This is a genomic window from Paenibacillus solani (assembly GCF_001277345.1).
GTDB classification, from domain to species: Bacteria; Bacillota; Bacilli; order Paenibacillales; family Paenibacillaceae; genus Paenibacillus_AQ; species Paenibacillus_AQ solani.
Window position 1 is genome coordinate 1,999,275 of sequence record NZ_LIUT01000001.1, and the last position, 18,466, is coordinate 2,017,740.

The 18,466-nt window shown below is 41.9% G+C and carries 16 protein-coding genes and 1 pseudogene; 1 reads left to right on the forward strand and 16 read right to left on the reverse strand.

All coding sequences use genetic code 11. The annotated features are described in order from the left end of the window. Nucleotides 1-241: 241 nt before the first annotated feature. The 16 genes and pseudogenes from AM231_RS08990 to AM231_RS09070 form a co-directional block, all read right to left on the reverse strand. Entirely contained in the window at nt 242-1,945 is a 1,704-nt protein-coding gene (locus AM231_RS08990; protein ID WP_054402321.1) for an ABC transporter ATP-binding protein, read from the reverse strand. Then, nucleotides 1,932-3,710, reverse strand: coding sequence for an ABC transporter ATP-binding protein (locus AM231_RS08995; protein ID WP_054402322.1), 1,779 nt, complete (start codon nt 3,708-3,710; stop codon nt 1,932-1,934). Before AM231_RS08995 ends, AM231_RS08990 begins: the two co-directional genes overlap by 14 nt. A gap of 89 nt (nt 3,711-3,799) precedes the next feature. Beyond that, nucleotides 3,800-5,083 carry a diaminobutyrate--2-oxoglutarate transaminase gene (ectB, locus tag AM231_RS09000; RefSeq protein WP_054402323.1) on the reverse strand — a complete coding sequence of 428 codons (1,284 nt, stop codon included), beginning with the start codon at nt 5,081-5,083 and terminating at the stop codon, nt 3,800-3,802. Between the two features lie 77 nt (nt 5,084-5,160). Continuing rightward, entirely contained in the window at nt 5,161-5,664 is a 504-nt protein-coding gene (gene ectA, locus AM231_RS09005; protein WP_054402324.1) for a diaminobutyrate acetyltransferase, read from the reverse strand. Then, complete coding sequence (locus AM231_RS09010) at nt 5,657-6,085, reverse strand: ectoine synthase (RefSeq protein ID WP_054402325.1); 429 nt, start codon at nt 6,083-6,085, stop codon at nt 5,657-5,659. The genes ectA and AM231_RS09010 overlap by 8 nt, the downstream gene beginning before the upstream one ends. 63 nt (nt 6,086-6,148) lie before the next feature. Next, nucleotides 6,149-6,961: a 3'(2'),5'-bisphosphate nucleotidase CysQ gene (gene cysQ / locus AM231_RS09015; RefSeq protein ID WP_242615097.1), complete on the reverse strand. Its 813-nt coding sequence runs from the start codon at nt 6,959-6,961 to the stop codon at nt 6,149-6,151. 23 nt (nt 6,962-6,984) lie between these two features. Further along, the gene (gene cysC / locus AM231_RS09020) at nt 6,985-7,632 is read right to left on the reverse strand and encodes an adenylyl-sulfate kinase (protein WP_082341576.1); all 648 of its coding nucleotides are present in this window, start codon (nt 7,630-7,632) and stop codon (nt 6,985-6,987) included. A 67-nt stretch (nt 7,633-7,699) separates the two neighbouring features. Then, a complete protein-coding gene (locus AM231_RS09025) occupies nt 7,700-8,227 on the reverse strand; it encodes a DinB family protein (protein WP_054402326.1) in 528 nt (175 codons plus the stop codon). 37 nt (nt 8,228-8,264) lie between these two features. Continuing rightward, nucleotides 8,265-9,443: a DUF4915 domain-containing protein gene (locus AM231_RS09030; RefSeq protein ID WP_054402327.1), complete on the reverse strand. Its 1,179-nt coding sequence runs from the start codon at nt 9,441-9,443 to the stop codon at nt 8,265-8,267. 24 nt (nt 9,444-9,467) lie between these two features. Continuing rightward, nucleotides 9,468-10,211, reverse strand: coding sequence for a YqcI/YcgG family protein (locus AM231_RS09035; protein WP_054402328.1), 744 nt, complete (start codon nt 10,209-10,211; stop codon nt 9,468-9,470). Nucleotides 10,212-10,259: 48 nt separating this feature from the next. Next, entirely contained in the window at nt 10,260-11,147 is an 888-nt protein-coding gene (locus AM231_RS09040; protein ID WP_054402329.1) for a phytanoyl-CoA dioxygenase family protein, read from the reverse strand. 19 nt (nt 11,148-11,166) lie between these two features. Continuing rightward, nucleotides 11,167-12,213: a hypothetical protein gene (locus AM231_RS09045; protein ID WP_054402330.1), complete on the reverse strand. Its 1,047-nt coding sequence runs from the start codon at nt 12,211-12,213 to the stop codon at nt 11,167-11,169. Nucleotides 12,214-12,231: 18 nt separating this feature from the next. After that, nucleotides 12,232-12,492 (reverse strand): acyl carrier protein, encoded by a 261-nt coding sequence (locus tag AM231_RS09050; RefSeq protein ID WP_053493467.1) that lies wholly within the window; start codon nt 12,490-12,492, stop codon nt 12,232-12,234. A gap of 46 nt (nt 12,493-12,538) precedes the next feature. Continuing rightward, nucleotides 12,539-14,071, reverse strand: a complete 1,533-nt coding sequence (locus AM231_RS09055; protein ID WP_054402331.1) for an amino acid adenylation domain-containing protein — start codon at nt 14,069-14,071, stop codon at nt 12,539-12,541. Nucleotides 14,072-14,122: 51 nt separating this feature from the next. Beyond that, nucleotides 14,123-15,700 carry a discoidin domain-containing protein gene (locus tag AM231_RS09060; protein ID WP_054402332.1) on the reverse strand — a complete coding sequence of 526 codons (1,578 nt, stop codon included), beginning with the start codon at nt 15,698-15,700 and terminating at the stop codon, nt 14,123-14,125. An 895-nt stretch (nt 15,701-16,595) separates the two neighbouring features. Continuing rightward, a pseudogene (locus AM231_RS09070) lies at nt 16,596-17,391 on the reverse strand (tyrosine-type recombinase/integrase); the annotation flags it as partial. 184 nt (nt 17,392-17,575) lie between these two features. Between AM231_RS09070 and AM231_RS09075 the strand changes: the two are divergent. Further along, on the forward strand, nt 17,576-18,283 hold the full coding sequence (locus AM231_RS09075; RefSeq protein WP_054402334.1) for a P-loop NTPase family protein: 708 nt from the start codon (nt 17,576-17,578) through the stop codon (nt 18,281-18,283). Nucleotides 18,284-18,466 lie beyond the last annotated feature (183 nt).

Below are 18,466 nucleotides of genomic sequence, written 5' to 3' on the forward strand. Positions count from 1 at the left end.
CATGAGCATGTCCCGCAAGGGTACGCCCGCTGATAATGCCCCCATCGAATCGTTTCATTCCAGTCACCGGTTCATTTCCGGCAACTGGCTGCTTAAACTTGCAAGGTGTTTTGATCCCTGTCTCACAAACTGGGGTCAGTCCCTCATGATACCATGTGGACTTTTTTGAGTGTCTACTTGAAGGGGATAATACCAAACCGGCTAAAGTCTTTTTTTCTAGTAACTTCGGGCTGGCTGGTGGTCATTGCGCATGAATGAGCTTATAATAGGCCTTTTTCTTGCTGATCAGTTCCTCATGATTCCCGCTTTCCGCTACCTGCCCTTTATTAATGACATATATAAGATCCGAATCAATTATGGTGGATAAGCGGTGAGCAACCATGATTGTGGTCGTATTTTTTCGAAATTGCTGAACGTTGAACAAGACTTGCCGCTCCGTTTCCAAATCCAAGGCTGAAGTCGCCTCATCCAATAATAATAGTTCCGGATTGCCGATCAAGGCTCTCGCAATCGCAATCCGTTGGCGTTGGCCGCCAGATAGCTTTACCCCTCTTTCCCCAATATTAGTGTCATATCCCTCTGGCAAACTACATATATAATCATGAATTTGTGCAACCCGGCATACTTCTATAATCTCATCATCCGTATACGAACGTCCGAGCAATATATTTTCTCGGATCGTATCTGAAAACATATAGGGATCCTGCGGGACAGTCGCTACTCTTGAAACCCATTCTTCCATAGAAATCTTATTCAATGGCACATTATTGACAAGGATTGAGCCCCCCGCAGGCTCATAATAACGGCTAAACAAATGAACAATCGTTGATTTTCCGCCGCCGCTCTCCCCGACTAAACTAATCTTTTTACCAATAGGAAAATTCAGATTCAATTGATTGAGAATAATTTTCTCCTGATTATATCGAAAAAGAACTTCTTTTAATTCCAGGTTTGTTATCGGGCCTTTAATCGCTTTACCATCATTCGAAATTTCAGGACTGCTTTCCAATGAACGAATTTTATCGATATAGGCCATGTCACCCGAAACACTCATCAAAGATTGGAACACATTGATAAACAAATCAGTGAATTGCGTGCTGAATTGAATAAAGATCACCAGTGTTCCAATTGACATATTCCCTTTGATCGTTTGAAACCCGCCAAATCCCAATACTGTAAGGCTCACCAGCCATTTCAGAGGGTCGGTATACAGCATTTGCCTATTGATTATTTTTCCTTCCTCAGTTACCTCCTTGAAATAACTTTTAAATAGACGATCATATAGCTTGCGTTCCCAGTCCATTCGATGATATGCAATGACTTCCCGAGTGGAAGCTATGCCTTCTTCCATCCTCACAATTAGATCCTTTTTCCTCTTCAATATCTCGCTTCTGCTGTTCTTTAAAATCGGAGCAAAGTATCGTCCAACGTAAATATACACGATAGACACCGCACAAACAAAAACGAGAAACAGCGGAGAAATAGCTCCCAAAATGAATGTGATAATCAATAACTGAATTGTCTCTGACAATATAATTCTTGGGAACTTCCAGCATAGTACTTTGCCCGCTTCTATCGCGCTTGTCGTCAGCGTCTGGATATATTCTCCCGTTCGATTAGATTGAATAATGCTAATGGGCATGCGTTGAATTTTCCCCAGCAGTGTAAACACGATTGATTTGCTGACATGATATTCATTCCGTATGGCCACGTAACTGCTGAGCGAGAACATAATCGAATGTACAAGAGCAGCCAATAAAAAGCCGAGAAGCAGCAAAATGAATACTTGAAAATTATTGGTAACAAAAACACTGTCAATCAAATACTTTTGCAAATAAACAACCGCGGCCGAAGATAAGGCGTCAATGACAACCAATAAAATGGCCAGTATATATCCCCACTTGATCGTTTTACAGTATTGTGCTCCCCATTTAAGATACCCCATTTAATAGATTCTCCTTTGGGTTACTCCGTTGTCCTTCCACTAACTCGTATAATAGCCCCTTGTGTTTCATTAATTCCTCATAGGTTCCAAACTCCGCTGCTCTTCCATCATGAATGACAACGATTTTGTCGTAATGAATGATTGTAGATAGCCGGTGGGCAATTACGATAGTCGTTTTATTCACTGCAATTTTCTCCAGCGCTTGCTTGATCATGTTTTCGCTGGAATTATCGAGGGCAGATGTCGCTTCATCCAATAATAAAATGGACGGCTGCATAAGAAATAACCGTGCAATCGAAATTCGTTGTTTCTGCCCGCCGGAAAGATTAATGCCTCGTTCGCCGACTATAGTGTCGTATTTTTGAGGCAGCCGCTTTATAAAATCGTCTGCAAAGGCAGCTTTTGCAGCATGATAGACCTGTTCATCAGTCGCTTCCGGCAGCCCAAAGCGAATATTTTCTTTAATGGTGCCCCCAAACAAATAGGCCTCCTGAAACACATAACCAATAGACGATCTCAATTGTTCAAAAGACAACTGGTCGATCGGAACCCCATCCAGTACAATTCGCCCCTCTGTTACGTCATAAAACCGCCCGATAAGCTTGAATAAGGTTGATTTGCCGTTGCCGCTTGTTCCTACAAAAGCTACTTTTTCACCGGGCTTTATATGCAGATCGAATCCTTTTATTAAAGGTTCGTCCTTGCTGTAGCCAAAGTGAACGTTATGAAATCGCAATTCCCCTCTGACATTGTCCAGCCTGGTCGGTGTTGCCGGTTCCGACACATCAACGGATCTAGTATAAAACTCATATAGCGTTCTAACCTGTGTAATAATGTTTTTCTGTTCGGTAATGGAGGTTACCAGGAATGTTAATTTTAGCATCGCGGTAAAATATAACAGAAGAAATGCAACCAGTCCGCCGGACGAAATCATTCCCTGTTGAATAAACTGATATCCCAAGTAAAAAATAGCCACGGCTCCAATATAGGATACAAATCTTCGGTAGCTTCCGCGAATATTAGTCAGGATCATTCCCGATCGCACGCTTTTGGAAAAATCCTCAAAAGAGTCCACGCATTTCTTTTTATCCCAAGCATCTGCGCCGAATGCTCTGAAGTCTCTAATTCCCGATAAGCTCTCGTAAATTTTTTGTCCAAAAACCATTCTTTCTTGCGAAACCTTCTGGAAGGCAATTGCTGTTTTTCTCTCTAAATAAGGGCCAAAAATGTAGTACATTAATAAGCATGGAATCATGATTATTGTTAAATAGAAATTGATCGACAACATGTAAATAACGGAAATCGCAACAAACAGGAAGTGGTTGATCATGGAGGGGAGATGCGTGCGATATAGCTCTAACACAGTTGCTACTTCCGTATTAAAAAGGGATAAAGTTTTGCCAGAAGGGTTTTGTTCATAATAAGAAAAGCCCAATTGTCTAAGCTTCAAAAAAATAGAATATTCGAGATCTCGCGAACTTTTTTCAGAAATGGAACGTTGCAAAATATTGCTAAAAGCTTTAGCCATATAAACTAGTACATAAGAGATAAACAAAACGAGCAGCAGCACCCCAAACAATTTCATATTTTGATGGGGCAATACCCGATCGATAAGTATTTGTACCAGTTTCGGAATTAAATTTTCCACAGATGTTGTGGCCACGATACAGATGATTAGAAAAACAATTTCTTTTTTATAGGACTTCAAATAGGATAAGGTCCAAAGATAGGATTTCCATGCATGCCTTTTTTTCTTCTCTCGCATGTTTGATTTGTTCCCCATTCTCTAATAATTAAAGCTGTTCTATTGCGAAAGCGTATACGACTTCCCCCTAAGTATTTCCAAGGAATGGGCTAGTTGAGCTCCTTGCTGCAAGCCTTCACGCAATCTGCCAAGATGTTTAACCCTTTTACAAGCCCTTCATGGTCAATAGTGAGCGGAGGCATAATTTTGGCAACCTCATTATCGGCTCCTGCGGTCTCCATAATCAGCCCGCGTTCGAAAGCGATTCTACAAACTTTGTCCGCCAGCCCCTCAACTCCAAACGCAATTCCTTGCATAAGCCCTCTTCCCCGTACTTGCCCTTTCATATTGGGATATTTTTCCGCTAGTTTATCTAAAAAAAGGCGGACGGTCTGTCCATTCTTCTCTACATGGTTATAAAGCTCATCATTTTCCCAGTAAGAAAGAGCCTCAGCAGCAGCGACAAACGCCATGTTGTTGCCGCGAAACGTTCCATTATGTTCGCCAGGCTTCCAAATGTCCAAATATGGCCGAATCAGCGTAATAGCCATCGGCAGCCCATAGCCTCCAATTGATTTGGAAAGACAAACGATATCCGGCACAATTCCCGCCTTTTCAAAGCTGAAAAATGTTCCCGTTCTGCCGCAGCCTGCCTGCACGTCGTCAACGATCAGCAAAATATCTCTGCTTTTGCAAAGTTCAGCGATTCTTCTCAACCATTCATAACGAGCTACGTTGATGCCGCCTTCTCCCTGAACCGTTTCCAAAATAATCGCCGCAGGGATAGAAACACCGCTGGACTGGTCATCCAAAATTTTGGCGATAACCTCAACAGTGTCTACCTCTTCCCCGTAATATTTATCAAAAGGGACAAATACGCTATGTTGCAGGGGCACGCCTGCCCCCTCTCTTTTGAATTTATTCCCCGTAACCGCAAGAGAGCCCAGCGACATGCCATGAAAGGCGTTCGTGAAGCTCATGATCGTCTCTCTGCCTTTCACTTTCCTTGCCAGCTTCAGTGCGCTTTCCACCGAATTTGTGCCTGTTGGGCCAGGAAACATAATCTTGTAGTCCAGCCCCCGGGGTTTTAAAATCACCTGATTAAATTTTTTGAGAAATTCCGCTTTGGCAGAAGTCGCCATGTCCAAGCTGTGCGTTATACCATTGTTCATCATATAATCGATCAGCTTTTCTTTCATTTTCGGATTGTTATGCCCGTAATTCAGAGCGCCGGCGCCGGCAAAAAAATCGATATATTCTTTGCCCGCAACATCACGAAGCTTATAGTTCTCCGCTTGAGTAAATACAGTTGGGAAGCTTCTGCAATAGCTTCTTACTTCAGATTCAAGCTCTTCGAAAATGCTTATGTTCGGCTTGTCCAACAACTCTCTCATGCTTGTTTCCTCCTAAAACGTTACTCGTGATTGTTATCATTATTTGAAAGGATGCACTCTTCCTAAAACGTCCGGCCCTATCCTTTAATCTGAATCCGAATCCAATTCTCGTCCTCGTGCGCATTTCCCGGAAATAAATGGGCAGAATATCCGTTGCCTTCCTCGTATGATGAGCCTAAATCTTTTGCCAAATGGGCAAATAACGATCGGGAAGGGATATTTGAAGTGGACACCGTTGCCTCAATCGTGCGGATCCCGGCGTTTTCCTCACGCTCCAGCAGTTGCTTTAATAAGGATAGTCCTACTCCCTGCCCGCGCTCAGATTCAGCTACGGCTATTTGCCATATGAACAATGTATTCTTTCGTTCGCTTGGCTGAAAGGCGGATACAAAGCCAACCAGTTCCCCGTTCTGTTCAGCCACAGCGCAGGTCTCCTTAAACAAATCACATAGCATAATGTAACAGTAGGATGAATTCAAATCCAAAACCGCAGTTTCCTTAATTAACCGCCACACACGGGAACCATCTTCTGCCGAAGGTTTTCGGAACTGCAGCGCTTCATTTTGCGGAAAGTTATTCATGACCCGATATTCCACTGGATATTTCCGGCTCATCAACACTCGGTGCGTAGGCTCCATCCTCGTCATGAACCTCGCGTCCGGTGATTGGGGGATTAAATACGCAGACCATCCGCATGTCATTGTTGCTATGTGCTCTAAGGAAATGCTTTTCATTCCCATTCAACGCATACATCGTACCGGGCTTAATTGGATACGTTTTGTTCTCTTGGACAACCTCGATTTCCCCTTCTCCCTCAATACAATAAACCGCTTCTACATGATGTTTGTACCAGATCATTGTCTCGGTTCCTGCCTTAATGATCGTATCGTGCAGTGAAAATCCCATGCCGTCTTTTTTCAAAAGCAAACGGCGGCTATTCCATGTCGGAGTGTCTACGTCATTTTCCGTTCCTAAAATATCTTCAAGTTGCTTTACGATCATGTAAAATGCTCCTCTTATTTGGATTGGTAAGTGATTCTTAAAAAACTTGAACCCTATTGTCTACTAAGCGGATGAACCCTTTACTAGGAACCATCCATTCAACAAGTCTGCACGGTTATAATCGAATCGTTCATCGTCTTCATAGCGGGTCACTGTTCCGCCCGCTGCTTCAACAATAGCTTGTCCTGCTCCGGTATCCCATTCCATTGTCGGCGCATACCTTGGATAATAGTCTGCTTTCCCCTCTGCAACGAGGCAAAACTTTAAGGAGCTGCCGGATGAAACAACTTCTATGCCGCCATGCTTTGCTTCCAGATCTTTAATGAAAGCTTCCGTTTCCTGCGACATATGCGACCGGCTAGCGACTACGCGAATAGCTGAATGTTCTTTTAAATTCGGCAGCTTTATACTTTTTCGGATCAGCTCTTCTTCATTGGGTACGGCTGCTTTCGAAGCGTGTTCCAGTTTGTAAGCAGCATCGCCGTTGCGGCCAAAATAAATGACGTCTAATGCCGGGGCATAAATGATGCCGATAGTAGGATAATTCCCCTCAATAAAAGCAATATTTACTGTAAACTCTCCGTTTTTCTTGATGAACTCCTTTGTTCCATCGACTGGATCAACCAGCCAGAAACGAGTCCATGTACGGCGTTCACTATACGGAATTTGTCGCCCCTCTTCGCTTAACACCGGAATAGTACAGTCCAGCTCATTCAAGCGCCTCATAATCAAAGCATGGGCCCGTCTATCCGCCTGTGTTAATGGGGAGTCATCCTTTTTAAATTCCACGTTAAAATCCTGTGCATACACGTCCATTATTTCTTTGCCAGCTTCCAATGAGATATTAAATAGGTCGTATAAATGGGAATTCCCCACCTGCTTCCAGCCACCTTTTTCTGCTATTTATAATCTCGTTTTAAATATTGGGCAATTTTTTTCATCACATAATTCGTTGCGTCATCCAAAGAATATTGACTCGTGTCAATTTCAATTTCAGGGTTTTTGGGCACTTCATACAGGCTAGATATGCCTGTGAAATTTGGAATCTCCCCCCTGCGCGCTTTTTTGTATAAGCCTTTCACATCGCGCCGTTCGCATTCTGCTAGCGGAGTGCTGACATAAATCTCTATATATTCTTTTCCGATAATGTCTCTGGCATTTTGACGATCTTTTTCGTAAGGCGATATAAACGATGCTAGAGTAATCAATCCTGCATCATTCATTAACTTAGCGGCTTCAGCAACGCGGCGAATATTTTCCACGCGGTCGCTCTCTTCAAAGCCCAAGTTTTTATTTAAGCCGAGCCGGATATTATCGCCATCCAGCAGCATGGTATGGTTTCCGTTAAACAGCAATCTCTTTTCAACTTCGTTAGCAAGCGTCGATTTCCCTGAACCAGAAAGACCCGTAAACCATAATGTTAACGGTTGTTGTCCTTTTTGCTGCGAGCGGATTTCTCTCGTAATATCGGTCTCTTGCCATACAATATTGGCGGAGCTATGGAGAGAATGATGAATGCTTTCGCAATTCGCAGTAACATTTGTCATTCGATCGATTAGAATAACCCCCGATACTTTAAGGACTTCGATTAAATCAAACTTCTATTTCAAAGTGTTATGGCTTCAAATTTTCTTTATACCATTTTCTAAGCTGGTTGATATTCGCCTGATGATAACGGCTATGGTCGGCTATATGCCATATGCCCCAACGAACGGTTGCTTCCTTTTCATTTTCATGCCCAAAAGTCACGATTCGATCCAGGTCCTCATCCGTTAATTGCGCGCATGTATCCTTCAACATGGTGATGACCGCTTTATAATCGGATATAAGAGTATGCAAAGGTTCTCCCTTAACCATTGGGAGTCTGCCATTCGCATCGATCATCGGGCCATGCTGCACTTTCAAAGAAAGAGGAAGCGGTTGTCCTTTTATCCGATAAACCCAGTTAAGGTCCACATACAAAATATGTTTGATCAACTGCGCTGTACTATTGCTGCTGCCATCGGGCCCCTTATAATCGACTTCTTCTTGCGACATGCCGGCAGTGATAAGCTGCAGCCGGTCGCTGTTTTCCTTTACGGCAGAATATAGCATTCCCACAATGGGCGACATATTGATTTCGCCTTTCAAATCGTATCGCATCTTAACGCTTCCCCCTTAATTTGTCGTCCTCTTCAGATTACTTCACGAGCAGTATCCCATATACGTTGTCCGTGTCCAGTTTGATCATCCTTGTTGTTCTGTGCATCGGATCAAATATGTGGATACCCGCGTCCATCGAAACGCTTTTTACTGTATGCGCAATGGCATTTCGAAACGTGCTTTGTCCAATATAAAGCAAGCGGCCGTCAGACTCTATTCCTCTGGTAAATCCTCCATAGCTTACTAACTCTTCGTCTTTTTTCACTACATTGAAGTTTAGCGACTCACAGTAATACAGTTCTTCGTTATATACTTTTACGCTATGCGGAAAATTTAAATTTTGTTTGATAATGTTTTTTGGCTCCAGCGTTTTTTTGTCAAATTCGACGATCGCGCCATCTTGTCGATCTGTCCAAAGATTTTTAGTTAATCCTTTCATGGAAAGCATAGAGAGATATATGCTTTCTTCGCCAACAAAAATATCATTGATATGATTCAAATCTTCATCCGGCTTGCTTAAATTGAGCTGCTTTTCAATTTCCATGCTATGCTCGTCATATACCGTTAACGTATTGGTCGCGGTTTCAATGATAAAAAAGCGTCCATCATCATAAGCGATGCCATGCAAATCAAAATCACGATCATGCAATTTCTTTTCCTTGTATACGGCAAATTTTTCATCTAAAAAAATGATCGAGGATTCATTCAATACGGAATAGCCATTCGGACCATAAGAAATCCCTCTAAAATCCCCGCTCATCAATTTGGTGATCGTATCATCTCGCAAATTGATATGAAATACGCCGCCCCCAGACCCGCAGCATGTCACAAGGATTTCCTGATTCGGATAAAGCCCTGTCGGCATTGGAACATTCGGGAGCGCATATACAAAATCAATATCTTCGCGAAAGCCCCAATCCGTTAATTGTGAGCAGATCTCATAATATGAAGAAGAGGTGATGAGAATAAAAATATTGTCTTTTTTTTCTTCTAATAAATGGTTCGGACTTTTAATCTCCAGTCCTTGCTCGGTTACTGTCCCCCACTTACTCTCATCGGTGTCTACCACATATTTAATCGTATAAAAAGGTAAGCTTTTATAAACCTTGTCCAGCCCGGAACCTATGCCAAATAAAATAACTTCTTCTTTTCCTGAAGCTATTAGTTTTTGTTTCAGCTTCAACATATAATTGAAGTCCACAAACCTTTTATCCATTTCCTTCCTCCTGATTGCGTTAAATTAAGTTTTATCCTTCATATGGAACGGGCAACCGCCCTGTATCGGCTCATTATCATCTGAAATAATGTATTGTTTCCAATAATAATCCTTTTTCTCTCCCAGCTTCGAACTATCCGCGGGAATATCGACTTCGGGCTCATCCCATTCCAATAAGCGGGTGCGGATAATGTTCCTTGCTTTTATTCCTTCGGGAACGTCGCTTTCGAAGCCGTTAAACAGCCTAGTCGGTTGAAAAAGTAAAATCAAGGAGTTGCCGTAGTTGCGGCTATGTCTTTTTTTGTATGCTGGAGAAGCTGAGAATACAAATACCGGCTCCCCGTCAAAACAAAATTCCCAAGATCGATTTTGCGAATCATAGGGGACTTCTTCCGGCCACGGGGCAGGATCGTGGCTATGCAGATATTGAAGAACTTCCCATGTCTTGTTTTTATAAAATTCTAACGACTGTTCTTCCTTCTCCGGCTCAAAAAAAACCGTTAAATTTTGACGTTTATCCGGGTTAGCACGCGATAATTCTAAAAAAGAAGCTAAAGTATGCGGTAATTTTCTGTAATCATCTTCCTCGATATAGGTATATCGGACTTCGCCCCTTTTTTCAGCGAGCGTCCCAAAATAACACGGAAATTTGGGAGCCGAAACAATGCTGCTAAACGTCTTATACTCCCCTTCTAACCATTTAGGTATCTTGGTTAAATCACTCATTTCTTGTTGAGTAAACATCCGAATGTTCTCTTTCGTTTGCATGTGACACTTCCTTATAAAAATATTAGTCCAGCAAGAGATACATGGGGATCACCGATTCAATGCTCGCCGGATGCTTTGCTCCAGTATAGAGTAGCCCAAATCCCCTTCCCGATTGAGCTCCATCTTCTCTTGGAGGGGAACGGGAAAGTTGCACATGATACGAGCTTTGCCCGAATGATTCTGAGATCCTGTGCGATAGATGAAGGGGTGAATTAAAAACACATCTCCTGCCTCGCCGGTGCATTCAATGACTTTAAGCTGGGCCCCCGACTCATCCAAATGCGCTCGTTCCATAAACTTGATGATTCGATCCTCGCCTGTAGCTCCCACACAGTTTCCGGTTAGTTCAGCCAGCCAAGGATTGCTCTCATCTATGAGAGAGAGGGCATCTTCTTTGTACGCAATCATGCCGTCTGAATGGTTTTCGAGAAACTGGACAACCAGCTTATGCGTACCTTCTGCGAGCAGGGCCGCTCCGCCTCTAGGCTCGATATCCGAAAACAGCACAAACATTAACAATCCGTGGTCGGGATGTTTAACATGAGGACGGAAGTGAAGCCCGTCCCAATGCCATGCTTGAATTGGCACATTCCAATCTTCGTCAGCTCCTACCCCCACGTTGATAGGCCACCATCCAAAGGGAATGCCTTCTTTCTCATAACGCTCATCCAAACGATCGTGACCGATCAAATTTCTGATCGCATCCATCAATTCCGGGGTGCTGCACGGGCCGAATACACCGTGTCTATAATTTTCGGACAGCTGGTATGAGGGCAAGCTCCAAGATTGTCGATCTTTCGTAATGCCAAACTTTTTTTCGGCTATATTCCACAGCTCTTGTTGGGCTTCCAATGTCAATTCCCTTGGAATGGCTCCTTTAATTTTGACCCAGCCCTTTTCCATGAAGTGTTCGACTTGTTCCTCGCTTAAGCTCACTTCAAACCGCACTCCATTTCTAATGGTTTATAGTAGACAAATAGTTAATCAAATCGGTTAGTACATTCCGTTCTTTTTCCTTCAGCTCAACCATTCCTTTTATAATCTTGGATAGAATAGCGGAGTTGCCAGTCAGTTCGAGCTTTATTCCGTTATTTCTTAATGTCTCGAAAGATTTTTTTAGATTTTCAAACGCCTCTATGAAAGCAGCCAGGTCAGCGTGAGGATATAGCTCGGCTATAAATTTCAGGCGCTCGACCATAATCTGTTTATGCTCCATAAGCAGGTGCAACGGGATGATTACCCTTTCTTGCAGCTTGGCAACAGGATCTTGAAGCAACTGGTTTAAATGGTCGATCATGCGATCATAAGCGGCCAAACCATAGCTGTACTTGCAGTCCGCGTGATAATCCATCACGTTACAAATCGCCTGCTTCCCGCTCTGGTAATTCAGCAATTGCTCAATCACATAGTCAAGATCAAAGCTCAGCTTAAAATTGGAATCCTCACGCAACTTAAGAAAATACATTCTATTTTCGTTTCTTTCACAACTGTACGTATTATCGTAAAACGCCATTTCCAGTTCATTTACAGGTATGCTTCTTACAGTTAATGATCTATTCGTATCGTAGATGAGAAAAGATACTTCATCCGTCGCCTCGTCGTACCCATGGAGCAGGAGGTTATGATTAAAATCCATGCCTTTGGCATGCCATGCTGTTCCCGGTATATATTTCTCATTTACATATAAAAAAATATAGTTCTGATTAAAGATTGCATGTTTGACAAGCCCCTTAAAACTCAGGTTGCATTGTCTAATAAAATCTCTCGTAAATACGCTATATTCAAACCACGGTGTCAAACTGCTCCAATTGCAGCCCGAATAGTCCGGCAAATAGAAAGCAATGGGATCATTGCGGTTTCCTATTTCCGATACCAGGTTGATGTAATTCATAAAAACCCATGTTCGCGTTTCTTTTTTGCACGCCAGAATAGCCAGCTGATAAGCGTTATGAGAATAAGCTTTTGATAACGGCGCGCCTAGCGGAAGCAAAACCGATTGCAATTGAACCCCTCCAAAAATTTAAATCTTAGCTACCAATCTGCTCATTAATTCCGTAATCGTATTAATATTTTCGTAGTTTTCAATAAGCAAATCTTCATCTTCAATCTCAATATTGAACTCGTTTTCCAGCTCCACTATAATTCGCATGCACACAATAGAATCCATGCCTCGTTCTTTTAAGGAGTCCGTTTGCTTGATTTCTGTGCTTGATTGAAGATGCTGATTGACAATGCGCGTTACTGAATCGGTAATAGCTTGAGCGTTAATTTGTGTATTCATAAAAGTTCTCCACCTATTCTAAAAATATTAGGGTCTGCTTAAATAATCATTGTTCAGCCAGCAGCTTCAATTGTTCCTTGTCGGTTTTCCCATTTAGTGTCGTCGGAAATCTGCTGTATAGAGTTAACGAATTCGGGATCATATAATCAGGAAGCTTTTCCTTTAGTTGAGCCTTGAGCTGTTCTTCATTTGGGCCATGATCCCCATTTGAAAGCACAACATGACCGGATAAAAAAGCCCTCCCGCCAGACTCATGGTACAAAACAACTGCCGCAGAGACAGCTTCATTAGCCAGCAGAGCGTTTTCGACCTCTCCCAGCTCTAATCTCATTCCGCGAAGCTTCACTTGCCCGTCTGTCCGGCCAACGTATACGATATTGCCATCTTCCAGTTGACGAACCAGATCTCCCGATCGGTATAATCTAGCATACAATGGCGCATTGTCATGGTTATGGGGATTAGAAACGAATTTCAAATTGGTTACATCCGGCTTATTCAGGTATCCGCTAGACAGACAAATGCCAGATATGCATAGTTCTCCAATCTCGCCTTCCTTCACATAGTCGAGCTGTTCATTCAAAACATAAAATTTTGTGTTCGCAATTGGTTTTCCAATTGGAACGAGCCGATCAGGATACATGCCGTCAAATTTCCAGTAAGCGACACCGACTGACGTTTCCGTGGGACCGTAGCCGTTGTAAAGCTCTACATTTAGTTTTCCCAATGTCTTTTCCCCAAGAGAAAATGACCATTTCTCCCCGCCGCACACAAGTATTCTTAAAGACTCGCAATCCCCGGGTTTAATATAATCCAAAAAGAGGTCAAGCAAAGGCGGAATAAAATGAACCATGGTCACTTGGTTTTCTTTGATCTCTGAAATCAGCTTGCGAATATTTTTATTGCTGTCCGGTTTAGCGACAGCCAATACAGCCCCGCTTGTCAAAGGATAAAATATTTCGCATATCGATACGTCAAAGCCAATCGGAGCCTTGTGAAGCAAAACTTCATGGGGTTGTAATTGATAAGTTTCTTTCATCCATAAGAGCCGGTTGCAAATGCCTGAATGCTGGATAGCCACGCCTTTTGGATAGCCAGTCGTGCCCGAAGTATACAAAACATAGGCAGTATCGTCGGCATTGTAGGATTGTTGCTCTATTTTATGGTCAGACAATGGATGGTATTGCCCTATGTCGTTTATATTCAACACGGTAAGCCCTGTTATGTTTTCAAACATGGGCATTAAGTTCTCTTGCGTAATCACGATCTGGATTCCAGCATCTTCGATTATGTATCTGACTCGCTCTTCCGGATATTCTACAGAAAATGGAACATAAACCGCCCTGTTTTTTAGTATGCCGAGTATAGACGAGATCAACTGAAAGGATCTCTCTATGAATACCCCGACACATTGCTGAGGCTTTACACCGATCTCCAGCAGCTTTCCCGCTACTTTATTTGCTTCATCATTTAACTCTTGATAAGACATGGACTGTTTATCAAACTGTACAGCTTTCCGATCTGGATAATGCGACACTATTTCTTCGAATAACTGCGGTATGCATGCTGTTGATGCACTCATAAATAGGAATCCTCCACTATAAAATGATAGTTCCTCTGTTTCTCACGAAGTTCAGAATACGGATATCTCCCATAGCGAATAGCCATATACCGAGGCTCTGCGTATTCCTAACACTTTTATATATCTGGCAGAAGCCTCTGCGAGGTTAATTTCAATAATTCCCGCTTTACCGTTTTGATTATGGTAAATGTCATTCCACTTTTCTCCATCGTTGGAGGTTTGCAATTTATATTCTGCAGCGCAAGCATTTTCCCAATTTAATAAAACACGAGAAAATTTTTTCACTCGCCCAAGATCAACATAAATCCATTCTGAATCGTTGTGCAAACTGCTCCAGCGGGTAGCCCCTTGCTGGTCTACCGTGTTCGCAGCCACGAACAGATCATTTTCCTCCGACGATGCATATACAGGCTTATACCGTGAAAGATTGCCCTCTTCTAACAATGGCGTCGTCTTAACTTGCACGCTAGCTCTTTCAGTGCTGCTCTGATTCCATTTATTTACACTTTCGATACTTATGGAATAAACGCTGTCCGGAGAGAGATTTCCGATGATAATGTTATCGGCGGCACAAGTTCCATAAAAAGTATGATCCACATAAATGTTATATTTTAACATCTCAATTTCGCCGCGGCTATTATCCCAAGTGAGCCATGCACTCGTATCCGTTAGATGTTTTACATTTATTTGTGCCGGTGCTGCCGGCTTTATGGACTTATAGTCCGTTTCAATCCCGGTAGCCAATTCACGCTTGAATTCTTCTAAAAACTCATGCTCCATTTTTTGAAGTTCTTCAATATTCGTTAAGATCTTTTCAATATTGTAATTCTCGGAAACGGAAAGCCTGACCAATTTTTGCTTGATGATTTCGGCCAGATTAGAGATGCGCAGCAATCTTTCAAAATGTATGCGGGAGTACTCTTCTTTTTCGATATACTGAGAGAGCATTTTTCTAGATAATGCTACAACCCCAAAAAACGATATTAATGTTTTCGCCGCCGGGCAGCTGTCACTCATTACCTTTCGTAAACGTTCATAATAATGGAAGTTGCCGTCGCTATTCAGCATCCATTGTTTAAAGTCATTTTTGGTATTTTGTTGAAACCTATCATATTCGTTTTTGTCGATTGTAATATAACTAAATTCTTTAATGGTTGAATGATTGCAAGCTTCCTGAATGATGTGTAGTTCGTACTCTTTATCAAAAGGGTAATCCCACACTCTATAGATGTTCTCACCGGCATCGTGAGAAATTAGAGTTATCGAATGTGTACCTTCCAGCTCACTGCCAGTTAGAACCATATGGGGAACAAAACGATTCCGAATGTAGATAAAAATATGTTTGTTTTGGCTTAGTAAACAATCAATCTCATTCTTTGCTTCTTCAAAAGTGACGAATGGTTCAACAACTTCATGAACCCCCGCCTGCGGGGATATCGGATTCGTATTCCATGGATAGGTCCATCCGCTTCCCCCTTGCTCAATAATATGCTCGTAGATTTCCTTGATATCTTCAAAGGAATTCCAGAAAAAAGGGGTAACGTCTACAGTGTGAGACAGGTTTTGGAAATATTGTCCTTTTCTGCAGCTAATAAAACTATAAAACAATGAGCTATCAATGATACTCAAGTGATTTTCCTCCATACGTCTCTAATCTTCGATCTCTCAGAATATCCAAATCTATACTTATATAGACTCATATCAACAAATATACTATTTTATCCAATGTATTAATATGACAGAATTCTACTATTTTTGTCACTTTTGAGGTTTTTTTACTTGGATAAGCTTGCGTATAGGTTCATCGTATAAGTCGAGTCGTGCGTTCTTTGCTTGAATTTGGTTCTTGTCTAAGGCTCGGATCCCCGTACCAGTGGGCCGACTTGTCTGTCCAGCCTTTAAGTTGTTTTTGTCGCCCAGTGCTCAGCAGCCGTTTCGATTACAATCTGGGATTCATTCATGTTGACCTAACTCGCCATGTGTTGAACGAGTCAACATCTTGCATTCATACATGTATATGTTTGTGTCATTAGAAGAATAAAAGGGGATTTTTGTTTCACTGATGAGCGTCAAAGACATCCTCTTCAGACTACATAGAACCCACCCTTGCTATTTCTGTATTCTATTTATGGCGTGTTTGGAGGTGAATCCCACTGCTTTCTTTCGTGTATGGAAACAGCCATAACGTATGTACAGCCTTTAAAGTGGCTACTGTATTAGAATTGCGGCAGCCTTAAATAAGCCGCCTGTCGTCATTTCTCCTTTAAATATGAGCCAACTTACTGCTTCCATAATTCTTGTCTGCAAAATTGTATCAGACATTAGATTTCTGAGTTGACTTACTTTGATTTTCTTTTTGGATATAAATTGATTCAGACAATATAAATCGGTATCAATGGGATAAAGTCTGTTTGAAACAAGAGAAATTAATAATTTATTGTTTGAAATAAAGAGGGGATTATTGCGAATTTCGTGGTTGGTAATTACTCGATGAAATATTTTTCGATCTATACACAATTCTTTTTCACCGTACAATGTTATCTAATGCATTACGAATTTCTTCATCAGTTAAGTGTGTGTATATCATTGTTGCTTGAATTGATGAATGTCCTAACTGATTCTTCAATCTGGGTACATCGTTATTTTCTAAATGATATTGTGTTGCAAAGGAATGTCTAAGTGGATGAACTTTTAATGTTGGCTTTCCAAAAGCTGCTGAGTACTTTTCAGTTATCTAATTTTTCTGGTTTATAACGCGTTTCCCTAATTTTCAGATAGCTTTCTAGATCCATTAAAGCCTGCTTACTAAAGTGTACATATTGTTCTTTGTCACCCTTGCGTATAACACGGACTAATGCCTTTTTTATATCCAGATCATCCATATTAATGCCTGCAACCTCAGATAATCTTAGACCTGAACCCAATATAAGTGAAACTATTGCTGTATCACGTTCTCGATTAAACTGATGAAAATTGTATATTCTCTTGTTATCTTTGAATTTCTCGCCAAAGTCATAAGCAATAAATCTCCGGAATAAATCAAAATCATCTTCTCTAAGAATTTTCCCTTCTATACGGTTTGCAATAGTTTCTTGGCTTTCCTTGATAGCATTTAAGTCCATTTTGGCCATTACATTTCTTTGAATATAAGGCTTCAGATCGCTTGTTTCAGCCTTATTCTGAAGATAACCAAATAAAGATTTTAGCGAGGATAATTTGCGATTTATCGTAAGTTTCTTATTCCCAAGTTGATAATCCACTTCGCGAATTGTTAATAGTTCAAGTGTCTCTAATTTTATTTCTTTCCGGTTAGAATTCGTGTTTCCAAAATAAAAACCGACCGAGCATCTATTCATCATTCTCTCTATTAGTTAGTCCATATTATGTATCACTTCGGCGGATATTGGTCAATAAGATATTTCGGCCCCTTCGATGAAAGGATATTTCTCCCAAACGTCGAAAGTATAATCGATTTACTGACCAAAGGAGGCATGCTAAACAACCATGAACGAAAAACGACACTCAACATCAATCCATTCTTCGAAACGATTGCTTATTATCGACGGTATCCCCGGCTCCGGCAAAACGACGACGGCGACCCGCATTTATAACCGGTTGACATCACAAGGCAAAGGCGCAAGATGCTTGCTCGAGCAGGCAGAAAATCACCCTTTGCTGCCGCCCATGGAGCAGTACTATGCGTTGAATACGGATGAAGGCGCTGACGCCTTCATCCGGCAGCTAGTTGACCGGTACAGCCGGTTCGTCGAAGAGCAATTAAGCAGCTCCGAAGACATCGCCATTATAGAAAGCGTCCTTTTCCAGGACATTGTCAGCGTTTCGCATCTGCAAGGCATGAATATCGCTCAGCTCCAAAGCTTTACCGAGTCGTTGCAACTGTTGTTGATGCCGCTGAACCCTCACCTGATCTACTATTACCACACCGATGTCGAAGGGCAGTGGCGGTACATATGCGGTATTCGCGGCAACAAATGGGGACCAGTCTCCTTTCAATCGGACGAAGATATCGTTCAGGCTGGCGAGGTGTGGAGCGCAAGTCAGGCATTCGTACGCGCGGCGATCGATTCATGGCCGATCCCAAAGTTGATCATAGAGAACAAGGATTATGCATGGGCTGAGTATGACGCTCGAATCGACAGCTTTGTGTCGGAATCGTTGCTGAGCGACGGTATGAACATACGACCAAAATGAAAAAGGGAAACTAATTACAAGCTAAACGATAGCACCTATCACTCCAGCAAATCAATATTTAAGACTCCTTGAAGTAACACCCCCAATAATTTATTTCCATGCGGTATCCGATGTTCTGTTATCATTTCTTCACACTCATTCTTATCTTTTTTGAAAATTTCTCCATATCATCCCCTTACATCA